11 protein-coding genes and 1 pseudogene are annotated in these 13389 nt (G+C 57.4%); 1 reads left to right on the top strand and 11 read right to left on the bottom strand.

The genetic code is table 11. The annotated features are described in order from the left end of the window. Window positions 1-38: 38 nt before the first annotated feature. Both OKW41_RS36590 and OKW41_RS36595 read right to left on the bottom strand, forming a co-directional pair. Entirely contained in the window at window positions 39-1562 is a 1524-nt protein-coding gene (locus tag OKW41_RS36590; protein WP_429575575.1) for a CoA-acylating methylmalonate-semialdehyde dehydrogenase, read from the bottom strand. 49 nt (window positions 1563-1611) lie between these two features. Then, window positions 1612-2935: pseudogene (locus OKW41_RS36595) on the bottom strand (aspartate aminotransferase family protein). A 114-nt stretch (window positions 2936-3049) separates the two neighbouring features. Here OKW41_RS36595 and OKW41_RS36600 point away from each other — a divergent pair. Further along, entirely contained in the window at window positions 3050-4462 is a 1413-nt protein-coding gene (locus tag OKW41_RS36600; protein WP_429575576.1) for a PLP-dependent aminotransferase family protein, read from the top strand. A gap of 63 nt (window positions 4463-4525) precedes the next feature. Here OKW41_RS36600 and OKW41_RS36605 read toward each other — a convergent pair whose 3' ends face one another. The 9 genes from OKW41_RS36605 to OKW41_RS36645 are packed head-to-tail and all read right to left on the bottom strand — an operon-like array spanning window position 4526 to window position 13306. After that, complete coding sequence (locus OKW41_RS36605; protein ID WP_429575577.1) at window positions 4526-5233, bottom strand: GntR family transcriptional regulator; 708 nt, start codon at window positions 5231-5233, stop codon at window positions 4526-4528. 53 nt (window positions 5234-5286) lie between these two features. Continuing rightward, window positions 5287-6339 (bottom strand): proline racemase family protein, encoded by a 1053-nt coding sequence (locus OKW41_RS36610; protein WP_429575578.1) that lies wholly within the window; start codon window positions 6337-6339, stop codon window positions 5287-5289. Window positions 6340-6351: 12 nt separating this feature from the next. After that, window positions 6352-7833 (bottom strand): aldehyde dehydrogenase family protein, encoded by a 1482-nt coding sequence (locus OKW41_RS36615; protein WP_429575579.1) that lies wholly within the window; start codon window positions 7831-7833, stop codon window positions 6352-6354. A gap of 10 nt (window positions 7834-7843) precedes the next feature. After that, a complete protein-coding gene (locus OKW41_RS36620; protein ID WP_429575580.1) occupies window positions 7844-9136 on the bottom strand; it encodes an NAD(P)/FAD-dependent oxidoreductase in 1293 nt (430 codons plus the stop codon). Continuing rightward, entirely contained in the window at window positions 9133-10149 is a 1017-nt protein-coding gene (locus OKW41_RS36625) for a 4-hydroxyproline epimerase (RefSeq protein WP_429575581.1), read from the bottom strand. Before OKW41_RS36625 ends, OKW41_RS36620 begins: the two co-directional genes overlap by 4 nt. 59 nt (window positions 10150-10208) lie before the next feature. Further along, a complete protein-coding gene (locus OKW41_RS36630) occupies window positions 10209-11087 on the bottom strand; it encodes a dihydrodipicolinate synthase family protein (RefSeq protein WP_429575582.1) in 879 nt (292 codons plus the stop codon). A 32-nt stretch (window positions 11088-11119) separates the two neighbouring features. Further along, complete coding sequence (locus OKW41_RS36635; protein ID WP_429575583.1) at window positions 11120-11785, bottom strand: amino acid ABC transporter permease; 666 nt, start codon at window positions 11783-11785, stop codon at window positions 11120-11122. 10 nt (window positions 11786-11795) lie between these two features. Next, window positions 11796-12467 carry an amino acid ABC transporter permease gene (locus tag OKW41_RS36640; RefSeq protein WP_429575584.1) on the bottom strand — a complete coding sequence of 224 codons (672 nt, stop codon included), beginning with the start codon at window positions 12465-12467 and terminating at the stop codon, window positions 11796-11798. A gap of 8 nt (window positions 12468-12475) precedes the next feature. Continuing rightward, window positions 12476-13306 (bottom strand): amino acid ABC transporter ATP-binding protein, encoded by an 831-nt coding sequence (locus tag OKW41_RS36645; protein ID WP_429575585.1) that lies wholly within the window; start codon window positions 13304-13306, stop codon window positions 12476-12478. Window positions 13307-13389 lie beyond the last annotated feature (83 nt).

Below are 13389 nucleotides of genomic sequence, written 5' to 3' on the forward strand. Positions count from 1 at the left end.
CGGTCCAGGGCGACCGCGGACTCAGTCACCTGCTTCCTTTACTTCGCGACGGGCATCGTGAATTCAGCACCCTTGGCGATGCTGTCAGGCCAACGCTGCATCACGCTCTTGTAACGCGTGTAGAAGCGTACACCTTCCTCGCCGTAGGCATGATGGTCACCGAAGAGCGAGCGCTTCCAGCCGCCGAACGAATGCCACGCCATCGGAACCGGGATAGGAACATTGACCCCAACCATGCCGACCTGAATCTGACGCGTGAAGGCACGCGCCACGCCTCCGTCCGATGTATAGAGGGATACGCCGTTGCCGAACTCATGCGCGTTAATCAGTTTCACCGCGCTGGCAATGTCCGGCACGCGAACGACAGCGAGTACCGGCCCGAAAATCTCTTCCTTATAGATTTTCATGTCCGTTCGAACATCGTCGAACAACGTGCCCCCAAGGAAAAAGCCGTCTCCCGTATTCACAGGATGGTCACGCCCATCGACGATGAGCTTCGCGCCTTCTGCTTCTCCAGCGGCAATGTAGCCCGCGACCTTCGCCTTGTGCTCTGCCGTCAAGAGCGGCCCCATCTCAGCGTCCAGATTCTCGCCGTTCTTGATGATGAGCGACTTCACACGCGGAATCAGCTTCTCGATGAGCTGGTCTCCGTTGCTACCAACAGCGACTGCGACCGAAATGGCCATGCATCGCTCGCCCGCCGAGCCGTAGGCAGCACCAATCAGCGCGTCCACCGCCTGGTCGAGGTCTGCGTCCGGCATCACGACGAGGTGATTCTTTGCGCCACCGAGGGCCTGAACACGTTTGCCGCGCTTCGACGCTTCCGCGTGGATGTATTCTGCAATCGGCGTCGAGCCTACGAAGGAGATTGCCGCGACGTCAGGATGTTCGATGAGAGCATCGACGGCGACCTTATCCCCGTTCACTACGTTAAAGACGCCGTCCGGCAATCCAGCTTCCTTCAGTAGTTCAGCCAGACGAAGCGATGCGGAGGGGTCACGCTCCGAGGGCTTCAAGACGAATGTATTGCCGCACGCAAGTGCGACCGGGAACATCCACATCGGAACCATAACAGGGAAGTTGAACGGCGTGATGCCGGCAACTACGCCCAGCGGCTGACGCAGGTTCCAGTTGTCAATGCCTCCGCCAATCTGGTCGGTGAAGTCGGTCTTGAGGAGGTTCGGAATGCCGCATGCAAATTCCACTACTTCGATGCCGCGAACAACTTCACCCTGCGCGTCGGTGAAGACTTTACCGTGTTCGCGCGTGATGAGCATCGCCAGTTCATCGTGATGCTTGTTCAGCAGTTCCTTGAACTTGAACAGGATGCGCGCCCGCTTGAGCGGAGCCATTTCGCTCCAGCTCGGGAATGCGGCGTTCGCCGCCTCTACGGCACGGCCGACTTCTTCCACGGAGGCCAGTGCAACCGCCGCCGTCACTTCGCCGGTCCCGGGATTGAAGACGTCTTTGAAGCGGTCGCTCGACGGAGCGACAACCTCACCATCGATGAAATGGCTTACCTGCTTGACAGAGAGATTTGCCTTTTCGTTTGCTACGTTCATGTTGAGAACTCCGGATGCGGTACAAGCTGAAACAGCTTGCTAGTAAATTTCAGGCAACGTTACGCAGCGCGTCCCGCACCGTCGAGAAAATCTGGTCAATCTTCTGCTCATCCACAATCAAGGGTGGCGAGAAGGCAAGGATGTCCCCTGTGTAGCGCACGAGCACACCTGCTTCGAAGCATTTCAGGAAGACTTCGTATCCGCGTGCACCCGGCGCGCCCGGGCGTGATTCCAGTTCAACGCCTGCGACAAGTCCGAGGTTACGGATGTCCTTTACGTGAGGAGAGCCGTGCAGTTCGTGCACTGCGTCTTCGAACACGCCGGACAACTCCCTCGCGCGCTCGAAGAGGCGGTCACGCTTGTAGATGTCGAGCGTCGCAACGGCCGCCGCTGCCGCAGCGGGATGCGCGGTGTACGTATAGCCATGGAAGAATTCGATTGCGTTTTCCGCTCCGGCATTGACGACCGTGTCATGCACAACACGGCTCGCGGCGACGGCGCCCATCGGGATGGCTGCGTTGTTGATTGCCTTTGCCATCGTGATGACGTCGGGCATGACACCAAAATACTCACTTGCAGTCGGCGCGCCGAGGCGGCCAAACGCGGTGATGACTTCGTCGAAAATAAGCAGGATGCCGTGCTTTGTGCACAGTTCACGCAGTCGTTCCAGGTATCCTTTCGGTGGAACAATCACGCCCGTCGAGCCAGCGAGTGGTTCGACGATGACAGCCGCGATAGTCGAAGCGTCATGGAGCGCGACGATTCGCTCGAGTTCATCGGCCAGATGTGCGCCATACGTTGGTTGACCTCGCGTGAATGCCGCTTCTGCGATATTCAGCGTATGCGGCAGGTGGTCAACATGCGGCATCAGATGAGAAGGTTTTGCGGTTTGCGAGAATGCCGCCGACCGAGATACCCCCGAACCCAACACCGTGATAGCCACGCTCGCGGCCGATGAACCGGGTACGTTGCCCCTCGCCACGCGCACGATGAAATGCCAAAGCCATCTTCAATGCTGTATCGACCGATTCCGAACCCGAGTTCGTGAAGAAGATGCGGTCGAGCCCGGCCGGCATGAACTCGGCGACCTTGGTTGCTGCCTCGAAGGCGAGCGGATGGCCCATCTGGAATGTCGGCGCATAATCCATGGTGGCAAGCTGCTCCGACACCGCCTGTGTAATTTCCGAGCGACCATGTCCGGCGTTCACGCACCAGAGGCCGGCCGTGGCGTCGAGCACAGGTCGGTCATCGACCGTCGTGTAGTACATACCCTTGGCAGACTTGAACAGCCGCGGGGCTGCCTTGAATTGTCGATTCGCCGTGAAGGGCATCCAGAAGTTCGAGAGGTCGGGGCTGCTTTGCGGTGTGTTCATGAAATTGCTCCGTGAATATGGAGCCAACTTTACCGGGTCCGCACGCTACAATCACTGGACAGCAAAAAGACACTTACCAGACCGTGCTGATTTTCTCCTCGCGACTGTATTGAAATGTTCAAGCTGAATCTGACCCGTTCAAGAAAGAACGAAGGTACGCTGGTCGACCAGATTGTTTCGGCCATCGAACAGGAGCTGCGGACGGGGACGTATGCTGCCGGTTCGCCGCTCCCCTCCGTGCGGGCATTCGCGAAATCCCACAACCTTAGTACGTACACTGTTTCGGAAGCCTATCAACGACTTGCTTCGCTCGGGCTCGTTGTGGCACGCGCAGGCGCCGGCTACCGACTTGCAACGCCCGCTGCGAAAGCACCAGCAGCACCGGCGTGGAGCGCGCCTAGCCTGAACGCAGCGTGGCTGCTTTCGGACGTATTTGCGGACCAGTCTGTGCCTATCAAAGCAGGGTGCGGTTGGATTCCCAACGACTGGGTTAACGAAAGCGGCATTCAACACGCGCTGCGCGTTGTTAGTCGGATACCGGGACCGCGTATTGGTGGCTATGGTCATCCATATGGACTGGCAACGTTGCGAGAGCACATAGCAAACTCTTTGCGCAGGTATTCGCTTTCCGTGGGTACTAGCGACATTCTTCTGACTCAAGGTGTCACGCAGGCGCTCGACCTTGTCGTTCGTACGTTGCTAAGGCCCGGCGACACGGTCGTTGTTGAAGACCCGTGTTACTGCAATCTGCTTCAGATTCTGAAAGTGGCGTTTATCAACGTCGTCAGTGTTCCGCGAACACCAGACGGCATCGACAGCGCCGAACTAGAAGAGGTGGTGAAGGAACACCGTCCGAAAATCATGTTCATCAACACCGTACTGCAGAATCCATCGGGTACGTCGTTGAGCGCATCCTCGGCGTTCCGGTTGTTGCAGATTGCCGACCGGGAGGGCGTCTGGATTGTCGAAGACGACATTTCGCGGGAGCTCGCTCCGGCAGGGTCACCCTGTCTTGGTGCGATGGAAGGGCTTCAGAAGGTCATCTACGTATCTGGTTTCTCCAAAACCATAACGCCTGCCATGCGAGTTGGCTATGTCGCCGCAAACCGTGAACTAATTTCGAGGTTTGCACAGACCAAGATGGCGGTCGGTTTGACGTCGTCTGAAGTGACTGAGCGCGCAGTAGCAAACATTCTCATCGAAGGTCACTACGACCGGCACACTGCGCACGTACGGGAGCGGCTCTTCAACGCGCATGCCAATGTCACTCGTTCAATGGCCAATGCAGGACTTGAAGTTTTCCACACACCAAACTCCGGTTTGTTCCTTTGGGCGAAGTTGCCAATCCGACCAGAAGACAGCATCGCGGTAACAAATGATGCGTTGAGCAAGGGAATCTGGCTTGCCCCGGGCTCATACTTTCGACCAGGTGAGCCGGCGTCAGAGTGGTTCAGGTTCAACGCCGCAACGTCTGATGTTCCTGAACTGTGGACATTCTTGAAGGGATTGGCCGGGGATTCCGGCTGACTGTTGGCGTGAAAAAGGCAGCCTTGGAGAGGCCAAAGCTGCCTGCTTGAATCAGAGAATGAATCAGAGAAGCGCCATCGTTTCCGTCATATTTTGGCGCATGTAGTCCAGAAAGCGCTTCTGAAACAACATGGTGTGCTCGTGCGCTAACCTCTCGGCCGCGTCCGCGTCCTTTCGCGCAATCGCGTCGATGATTTCTGCGTGGTCACGCCCCAGTTTGGTTGCGGTCGGCGAAGTAGTGGTGAAGTCGAAATGAAGATGCAACAAACGCTGCCCTTCACCCAACAGCCGCTCGTAGTACCCAACGAAATACGGATTGTTTGCCGCCTGCGCGATGGTCATATGCAGAGCCTTATTCGTCTCCGACATCGCATTGAAGTCACCGCTGTCGACTGCCTCCATGTAGACATCGTCTGCTTTCTGGATGCGCTTAAGGTCGGCCTCGGTCCTGTGCAACGCGGCGAGGCGGGTGACAGCCCGTTGAATCAGGTCCAGCGCAGACACATACTTCGGGAACTCTTCAATCTCGAATGGAGTGACGAGCGTGGTCCGATTCGGAAGAATCGTCACCAGGCCTTCGCTGGTCAGTCTCGCCAGCGCGTCGCGCACAGGCGAGCGGGACAGACCAAATTGTTCTGCAAGCGAGACCTCGTCCAGTGGAGCACCGGGCTTGAGTTGCAGAGTGAGGATTTGCTTGCGCAACTCTTCGTAAATGTACTTTCCGCCATGGCGGCGGCCACTGGCTTCAGTCTCCGTGGTAGCTTTGCTCATCGTTTCACCGCCATCATGATGGGCCCGAAAAGACGGGCGCGCATTCAAGTTTATCATTGTGCGCGCTCCTTCTCAGACACCTGCGGGAAACCCGAACCCCATGTGTCGCTCAACATGAAACCGGCAGCCAAGGGGTCGTCAGGGTCGACGCCAATTTGCTGAATTCCGAACACCCAGGCTCGCCCTTGCACTCGCGCAAGGATGGCCGGCTTCCCGCCAACTTCCGACTTCCCGAGCAACTCCACAACGAATTCCCCGCCGATAGTTGAACGGGACGTCAGTCGGCTGCCCACATCGACCAGACCACGTGCCGCCAGCGTCGCCAGGTTGGCCGAACTTCCTGTCCCACAGGGGGACCGGTCAACTCGCCCCGGAGGCAGCGTCGTGCACGTCTGATACAACTCATCGCTGACCCTATTGCGAAACATCACGTAGGCAACCTCATTTATCTCTGGATAAAGTGGATGCCGTATCTGAATCTGGTCGTTGATGACGTTCTTCAATGCGACACCGAGTTCCGCAAGTTCGCGAGCATTCTCCGGTGCAATAGCGAGGCCTACCTGTTGCACGTCGACGAGAGCGTAATAGACCCCACCGAACGCGACGTCGACCTTAAGGTTCCCGTATCGCTCAGTTTGGATACTGAAGTCCAGGTGCTCGACAAACGACGGCACCATGTCAAGCGAGACCGACGTGCAGCGACCGCCCTTGCAGGAGGCCCGGGCAGTCACGAGTCCTGCAGGGGTGTCGAGTACGACGGTAGTCTCTGGCTCCTGCATTTCCACCATACCCAGTTCGAGCAGCGCCGTAACGACACAAATTGCGTTGCTGCCCGACATCGGATGGGCCTTATCTGCTTGCAGGACGATGAAGCCAGCATGCGCGTCCGGCCGCGTCGGCGGCAACAGCAGATTGACTGACATCTGGAGGCAGCCTCGCGGCTCCAAGACGACCAACCTCCGAAGACTGTCATCCACTTCGTTGATGTAGTTCATCTTGTCGAGCATCGTCGCACCAGGGATGCCAACGACACCACCCGTGATGACTTTGCCTATCTCGCCTTCGCAGTGTACGTCTACGAGTTGGAGCGTCTTCTTCCACCGCATGATTGACCTACCTTACTTGATGTACCAGCCCCACGGCTTGTCGCTGTTGTACCTTGTAATTTGCTTCGTTTCCAGGTAATTGTTCAGGCCCCATTCGCCGAGTTCCCGACCAATGCCGCTCTGCTTGTAGCCGCCCCAGGGCGCTTCGGTGAACGTCGGTTGCGAACAGTTAATCCAGACAATACCCGCGCGGAGGGCTCGCGCAACGCGCTCGCATCGCTCGTTGTCGTTCGACATTACGGCAGCTGCCAGACCGAAACGGGAGTCGTTTGCAGAACGCACGGCTTGCGCCTCATCGTCAAACGGACGAATGCACACCACAGGTCCAAAAATCTCTTCATTCCAGACCCAGCTATCTTCAGGCACGTCGGCAAACACGACCGGCTCCATGAAGTAACCCTTGTCCAGATGCTCCGGACGGCCCCCGCCCACGACCAGTCGCGCCCCTTCCTCTTTTCCACGGGCAACGGCGTTCTGAATCTTGTCGTACTGCCCCCGGCTGACAATCGGACCGAGCAGTACGCCGTCACGCAGGCCGTTGCCAATGGTGATTTTCTGCGTCTCTTCCTTCAAGCGAGCGAGCAGGCGGTCGTAGATTCCGCGTTGCACGAGAACGCGCGATGTTGCAGAGCAAACCTCGCCTTGGTTCCAGAAGATGCCGAACATAATCCATTCGACTGCCGCGTCTATGTCACTGTCGTCGAACACGATGAATGGCGACTTTCCACCAAGTTCCAGGCTTATGTTCTTGATGTCGCGCGCTGCGGCCTGCATGATGCGGCTGCCTGTCGGCACGCTGCCCGTGAAAGCAAGCTTGTCGATGCCAGGGTGCTCGCTCAACGGGGCGCCAGCATCTTTACCAAGTCCAGTCACGATATTCAGCACACCAGGCGGCAGGTCGGCCGCAGCAGCGATATTTCCGAGTTCGAGCGCAGTAAGCGGCGTGAGCTCCGAAGGCTTTAGTACCATCGTACAGCCAGCCGCCAATGCCGGAGCGACCTTCCATGCAGCCATCAACATGGGGAAATTCCATGGAATGATGGCGCCCGCCACGCCAACCGGCTCCTTCCTTGCCACCGAAGTAAACCGGTCGTCGGACAGAGCCACGGGTGTTTCTGCGGTCTCATCGAGTTTTTCGGCAAGACCTGCGTAGAACTCAAAGCAGCCAGCGGCGTCGCCGAGGTCCCAGAGCGCTTCGGGGAGCGGCTTGCCGTTGTCGCGGACTTCGATTTCTGCCAGTTCCTGGAGGCGCTCGCGAATGCCTTTGCCGATACGACGAAGCACTGCTGCACGGTCCGTACCACTCATGCGCGGCCACGGACCGTCATCGAACGCCTTGCGCGCGACCTTTACAGCGAGGTCAACATCTTCCGCTGTCGCTGCGGCGACTTTGGCGATGACCTGCTCACTGCTGGGGTCGATGGTCTCAAAGCTTCCATTTTTGATGGGTGCGACCCATCGGCCGTCGATGAAAAGTCGTTCGTACGATTTCATGAATGTTCTCTCAGGCAAAGCGGTAGGCGCTGAATGGCGCGAGGTTTTGTTTGGTGGCGCGACCGGCGATCATGTCGGCAATCAATCTGCCCGTCGTTGCTCCGAGCGTCAGTCCAAGCTGGCCGTGGCCAAAGGCCATCAACACGTTGCTCAGCCGGCGTGAGCGGTCGATAACAGGTTTCGTATCGGGCAGGAAAGGTCTGTATCCGACGCCGAACTCAACGTCGTCGGTTCGAAGCTCGGGCAGAATCCGCTTGGCTTTTTCAAGAATGATTTCTGCGCGCTGGAAATTTGGCTCAGCGTTACGACCTGCGAATTCGATGGTGCCGCCAATTTGAAGACCACGGGTCATCGGCGTAAAGCAAAACCCGCCATCCGCATAAATGATTGAGTGTCGGATGTCCACGTTCGGATTCGGAATGAGAGCCTGATAACCGGCAATCCCTTCGAGCGGCACCTTAACGCCCAACTGGTCAAAGAAGTGCCTTGAGCCAATGCCTGCTGCAACAACGACATGGTTTGCCGGAATCTGCTGCCCATTGCGAAGTGAAACTCCAGTAGCCAGGCCTCCCGACTCGTTGATTCGCGCGGCGCCCGACTGCACCCGTACGCCTCCACTGGAAACGAAGCTATCGGTCAACGCCGCAATGAAGCCTTCCGTGTCATTCACGAAACGCCAATCCGGGAAAAGCAGACCGTGTGCGAAGCGGCCCGAAAGCGTCGGCTCCAGGTCAGCTATTTCCTTAGCCGAAAGACGTTGACAGGGAAAGCCCAGTGATTCGCGTAACTCGAGATGCTCCTTGTCGCGTTCGATCGCGCTGGCGTGGTCAAACAGTTCAATCACCGGATGCTGACCAAGGAGGGCTTTATCGCCGCATTCTTCGAGAAGCGGCGCGTAGTCGTCGTACACGTCGTGAGTCAATGTGGCCAATGCCTGTGCAATGTCCACAATCTTCGAATGGCGCGCTGACGCAACGAAGCGCGCGAACCACGGCAGAATTCCGGGCAATGCTCGAGGACGCAAGGCAAGCGGTCCGTTCTGGTCCATCAACCATCCAGGCACCTTTTTCAGAATGCCGGGTTTGGATAGCGGGATGACCTCGCTCACCGCCATCTGGCCGCAGCTCCATTTCGCGGTACTGTTGCCTGGGACCTCCGGGTCCACGAGCGTAACTGCATACCCTTCACGCAGAAGGTAGAGCGCGCAACATACGCCAACGATGCCGCCCCCGATGGCCACTGCAGTCTCGCGCGGCACGGCCGCTGTTGCTCCCGGAAAATGCTGACGCGGAACTGCGTTCACTTTGCAAACTCCTGCAGGCTGAAACCATATGCGTAGGGCTGTGCGTCATCAACATAGTGTTCGCCACGTCCCGTAATCCACGCTCGTCCTTCGATGCTTGGGAACACCGCGTCCAGACCACTTTTGAGCTTAGTCGGCTCTTCGGCGCGGCCGATGAAGCGACTGCCGATAAGGCTCTCGTGCTTGAAAGGCTGACCTTGGTCAAGCAGTCCCCGGGCGAAACGTTGTGCGACTCGCGCAGAGCTCCCCGTTCCGCACGGCGAACGGTCAATCAGGCTATCTCCAGCAATGACGACCGCGCGTCCGTCGGATTCAGGGTCGATAGGTCGACCTGTCCACATGCAGTGTTTGACGCCGCGAATTTGCGCGTTGTCCGGATGGACGACGTCAATCGCGTCATTGACGAGCCTCTGCATATCGCGTCCCCATTCAAGCAGCTGCTCAGGGGAGAAGTGCTCGCAACCGGGGTAGTTTTCCTGAACCTCGACGATGGGGTAAAAGTTCCCACCGTAGGCGATGTCCACAGTGAGTTTTCCAAATTGCGGATGCGAGATTTCGACGTCGCGATGCAACAGGAAGCTTGGGACGTTTGTGAATCGAACTGAAGCAACGCGGTCGCCATCCATCTCATAGCGAGCGGTCACCTGACCGGCCGGCACATCGACGACGACGAGGCCCGGTTGCTTCGGCGAGATGAGGCGGGCTTCCAGCGCAAAGGAAATTGAGCCAATCGTCGCATGCCCACACATGGGGAGGCAACCCGACGTTTCGATGAAAAGCAGACTGAAGTCGGCGTTGTTACTCAACGCCGGATAGAAGATTGTTCCGGACATGTGTGAATGGCCACGCGGTTCAAGCATCAATGCGCGACGAACCCAGTCATAGTTCTCAACAAAAAATAACCGGCGGTCGTTCATCGTTGCGCCTTGAAGCTCAGGGCCGCCACTGATGACCATGCGCACGGGCATACCTTCGGTATGGCCCTCGATACAGGCAAAGGTGTGTCTGGACATGTTCCTCTTCTCTTTGCAATTGCGTCGCCCCAAGGCTTGACGCGACGCACCCTTCGAGATTACGCCTGCGACGCTTCGAAGACCTTGCGGAATTCAGCCTTATCTTCATCGGTCAGTGGTTTGAGCGGCATACGCGCGTTGCCGACCTTGAAACCAGCAAGCTCGCAGCCGTACTTCACCTTCTGCACAAACTTTCCTGCTTCCATGCTCGCCATTACCGGGAACAGTGTGCGCATCACCGCCTGCGCGCCAAAGATGTCGCCTGCGGCGAACTTGTCATAGATTTCGACGGTCTTCTTCGCGAAGCAATTTGCGGGTCCGCAAATCCAGCTGCTTGCCCCCCAAAGGAAGAAGTCGAGGGCCTGGTCGTCCGAGCCGCACGACAGCTGATAGTGGTGCTTGTACTTTGAACCGATTTCGATAGCACGCAGCAGATTGCCGCTGCTTTCCTTGATGCCGATAACGCGCGGGTTGTCCTTAAATGCGTCGAGGACGTCGTAGCCGACTTCGACGTTGGTACGGACCGGATAGTTATAGACGACCAGATCGATTTCCGGCACAGCTTCAAGAATTGCCTCGTAGTGGCCGATGAGCTCTTCCTGCGACGGAAGCGCGTAGTACGGCGGTGCGATGAGCAGATTGGTGTACCCTGCATCACGCGTCTGCTTCACCTGCTCGATAACCTCGCGCGTGGATGAGCCGTTGGCACCTGCAATCAGGATACCGCGGTCGCCGACGACTTCACGAACGGTCTTCAGGATGGCGCGGCGCTCTTCGTTATTAAGCGCGTAGTATTCGCCCGTCGAGCCCAGCGGTACGAAGCCCTTGACACCCGCCTTCAGTTGGAACTCGATGATGGATGCCAACGTGTCATGGTCGACAGCTCCCTTCGAATCGAACGGCGTAACCAGGGCGGGCAAGATACCTTTCATTTCCATGTGTTTTCTCCGACTTAGCAAGTACAGGTGAGTTAGTAGGCGTATCGCCTAAGCATGCGCGTCTCGACCACGCCGACCAGACGCGTCAGCGGGAAAGCGACGAAGAAGTAAATCAGGGCGACGGTGGTCAGGAATTCGACCGGCTTGGCCGTGCTGTTCGAGATGTTCTGACCGACGAACATAAGGTCTGCCACGCCAACCGACGAAATCAACGCGCTCTCCTTGAACAGGCTGACGATGTTCGAAAGGAGCGGCGGAATGGCTCGCAACAGCGCTTGCGGGAAGATGACGTACAGAATTTTTGCCTGTGGCGACAGGCTCAAGGCGATACACGCATCGTGTTGCTCTGAAGAAATCGACTTCAATGAACCTCTAAACGTCTCGCTCGTAATAGCAGTCATGTACAACGTCAGCGAAATCACGACCGACAGATACGGCGGAATCGGAAGCCGGAAAACGACCGGAAAACAGAAGAACACCCAGAACAGCTGAATCAGCAGCGGAGTGCCACGAAAGAACTCGACATAGAGCGTCGTTACAGCTTTCACCGGCTTCGACGGAGACATACGTAGCATGCTGAGGATGAATCCACCGAGGCTTCCAATAACCGCGCAGCTGCTGGTTATTGCGAGGGTGAGACCGAGGCCCTTGAGTAAGACCAGCCAATAAGGGAATACAGCCGAGAAATCGAGTTGCATGGCTTTCTCCTCAGCGCTGGACCGCGAGATCCTGGCGACGCTCAATCACGTTGACCAGCCTGGCGATGGGCAGCGAGAGAGCAAAATAGATGAGCGCGACCACCGTGTACGTTTCGAGCGGGCGATATGCTTCGGTCGCGAGACTCTTGCCTACGTACATGAGGTCTGCAACCGCGACGATCGCAACCAGTGCACTTTGCTGAAGGCTCGAGATGCCGTTGGTCATGAGCACCGGAGTAGCGCTACGCAACGCTTGCGGAAGCACCACATACATCGTCCGTTGCCACGGCTTCAGGCCAAGAGCCACGCATGCATCGAGATGCTCCTTCGGCACTGACTGAATGCCGGCTCGGTATGCCTCTGCATTAAACGCCGTCAGGTTCAGACCGAGCGCGAGAATGCCCATCACGATAGGGTCTATAAACACGTCGACCATCATTGGGATGCAGTAAAAGAACCAGACAATTTGAAGAAGCGCCGGCGTGCAGCGGAAGAATTCGATGAAAAGCTGTGCCGGCCAACGAACAACTATCCAGCGGTTCATCGCGAGCAGGCAAAGAAAGAATCCGAGTACCAGGCCCATTGCGTTCGCTGCGAGTGCCAGTTCGATAGTGACCCTTAGTCCAGACAGCAGGGCACCGAAGCTTCCTTGGAGAAACCCGAAATCAAAGTGATAGTTCATGTTTGACCTCAGTCGAGATGAAGCACTTTTTCGAGGAATTCACGCGTGCGTGCTTCTTTGGGGCACTTGAACATTTCGGCAGGCGCGCCCTGCTCAACGATTTTTCCGGACGCACAGAACACCACGCGGGTCGCAATATCGCGAGCGAAGTGCATGTCATGCGTCACGATAATCATGGCCATCTTCTGCTCGGCCAACTGCAACATGACGTTCTGCACTTCGACAACCATCTCCGGGTCCAACGCAGAGGTCACTTCATCGAACAACATCAACTTCGGTTCGAGCATCAGCGCGCGAGCGATAGCGACGCGTTGCTTCTGACCGCCCGATAGCTGGCTGGGATATGCGTGTAGCTTGCTTTCCAGCCCGAGTCGAGCCAGATACGTCCGTGCGCGCTCTGTAGCCTCTGCCTTCGAGAGGCCGCCGACCTTTACGGGCGCGAGGATGAGGTTGCCAAGAACAGACAGGTGCGGGAAAAGCGTGTAGTGCTGGAACACCATGCCAATCTGCTTTTGCAGTTTGGCGTCGATACGCTTGGAGCGGCCGGAGTCTGCGCCGTAAATGTAGGGCTTACCCTGGAAGCCAATCTGCCCGCCCTGAATCCCTTCGAGGCCCATCATGACTCGCAGGAGCGAGCTCTTTCCACTTCCACTGGGGCCGATGATGACGAGGCGGTCGTCGGCGCGCATTTCCAGGTCCAGATGGTCCATGACGACCAGGTTCTCACCGTAGGACTTGTACACGCCATTGAATTGAACGAATTCGCCATGAGTCGCGGGCGAAACATCGAAGACTGCCGGCGGAACCGATTCAGCAACCATAGTTTGCGATGGCAACATGTAACTCTCCAACGGGCTGCGCTTTGGTGGCGCGTCGATATGGGAACCTGCCGTGCTCTATTCGGTCGAGAAGGTCGCCCTTC

Source organism: Paraburkholderia sp. UCT70, assembly GCF_050434085.1.
GTDB lineage: Bacteria > Pseudomonadota > Gammaproteobacteria > Burkholderiales > Burkholderiaceae > Paraburkholderia > Paraburkholderia tuberum.

Excerpts from the sequence above, each read along its gene's own strand:
- OKW41_RS36590 (WP_429575575.1), bottom strand. The coding sequence starts at position 1,562 with ATGAACGTAGCAAACGAAAAGGCAAATCTCTCTGTCAAGCAGGTAAGC.
- OKW41_RS36615 (WP_429575579.1), bottom strand. The coding sequence starts at position 7,833 with ATGAAATCGTACGAACGACTTTTCATCGACGGCCGATGGGTCGCACCC.
- OKW41_RS36625 (WP_429575581.1), bottom strand. The coding sequence starts at position 10,149 with ATGTCCAGACACACCTTTGCCTGTATCGAGGGCCATACCGAAGGTATG.
- OKW41_RS36605 (WP_429575577.1), bottom strand. The coding sequence starts at position 5,233 with ATGAGCAAAGCTACCACGGAGACTGAAGCCAGTGGCCGCCGCCATGGC.
- OKW41_RS36635 (WP_429575583.1), bottom strand. The coding sequence starts at position 11,785 with ATGCAACTCGATTTCTCGGCTGTATTCCCTTATTGGCTGGTCTTACTC.
- OKW41_RS36600 (WP_429575576.1), top strand. The coding sequence starts at position 3,050 with ATGTTCAAGCTGAATCTGACCCGTTCAAGAAAGAACGAAGGTACGCTG.
- OKW41_RS36640 (WP_429575584.1), bottom strand. The coding sequence starts at position 12,467 with ATGAACTATCACTTTGATTTCGGGTTTCTCCAAGGAAGCTTCGGTGCC.
- OKW41_RS36630 (WP_429575582.1), bottom strand. The coding sequence starts at position 11,087 with ATGGAAATGAAAGGTATCTTGCCCGCCCTGGTTACGCCGTTCGATTCG.
- OKW41_RS36610 (WP_429575578.1), bottom strand. The coding sequence starts at position 6,339 with ATGCGGTGGAAGAAGACGCTCCAACTCGTAGACGTACACTGCGAAGGC.
- OKW41_RS36645 (WP_429575585.1), bottom strand. The coding sequence starts at position 13,306 with ATGTTGCCATCGCAAACTATGGTTGCTGAATCGGTTCCGCCGGCAGTC.